The organism is Niallia sp. 01092, from assembly GCF_052318935.1.
In the GTDB taxonomy this organism is placed as follows: Bacteria; Bacillota; Bacilli; order Bacillales; family Cytobacillaceae; genus Niallia.
This window is the reverse complement of the sequence record NZ_JBQRKO010000072.1, coordinates 1-478: the sequence shown is the minus strand read 5'-3', so window position 1 is coordinate 478 and position 478 is coordinate 1. Positions and strand designations below refer to the sequence as shown.

Here is a 478-nt window from a genome sequence, read left to right as displayed (position 1 = left end):
ATGGCTTATTTGTCAACCGTAAAAGACGCATCCACTAATGAAATCCTAGCTTACCATGTGTCTGATCGCATCACTTTGGACATCGCAACCCAGACGATCCAAAAATTGATGAACAATAAGAAAGTTACGCTCCATAAAGATGCCTTTATCCACTCAGATCAGGGAAGCCACTACACAAGCCCACGATACCAGAAGTTATTAAAAAAATATGGTTTGGGCCAGTCTATGTCACGGAGAGGTAACTGTTGGGATAATGCCCCACAGGAGTCATTCTTTGGCCACCTGAAGGATGATGTCGATTACCAATCGGCAAAAAACTTGAAGGAATTAAAGTCGAAAATAAATCATTACATGGTTTACTATAACAATTACCGCTATCAGTGGAATTTAAAAAAGATGACCCCTATTCAATATAGGAATCATCTTCTAGCTGCTTAATCTCTTTTTTTATTGTGTCCTTGACATAGGTGCCAGTTTA

General features: G+C 39.1%; 1 protein-coding gene. It reads left to right on the top strand.

Translation table 11 applies throughout. The features are described from left to right. A partial coding sequence (locus ACTXGU_RS22355; protein WP_443483704.1) for an IS3 family transposase occupies positions 1 to 438 on the top strand: 438 nt, incomplete at its 5' end. Between the last annotated feature and the right edge of the window lie 40 nt (positions 439 to 478).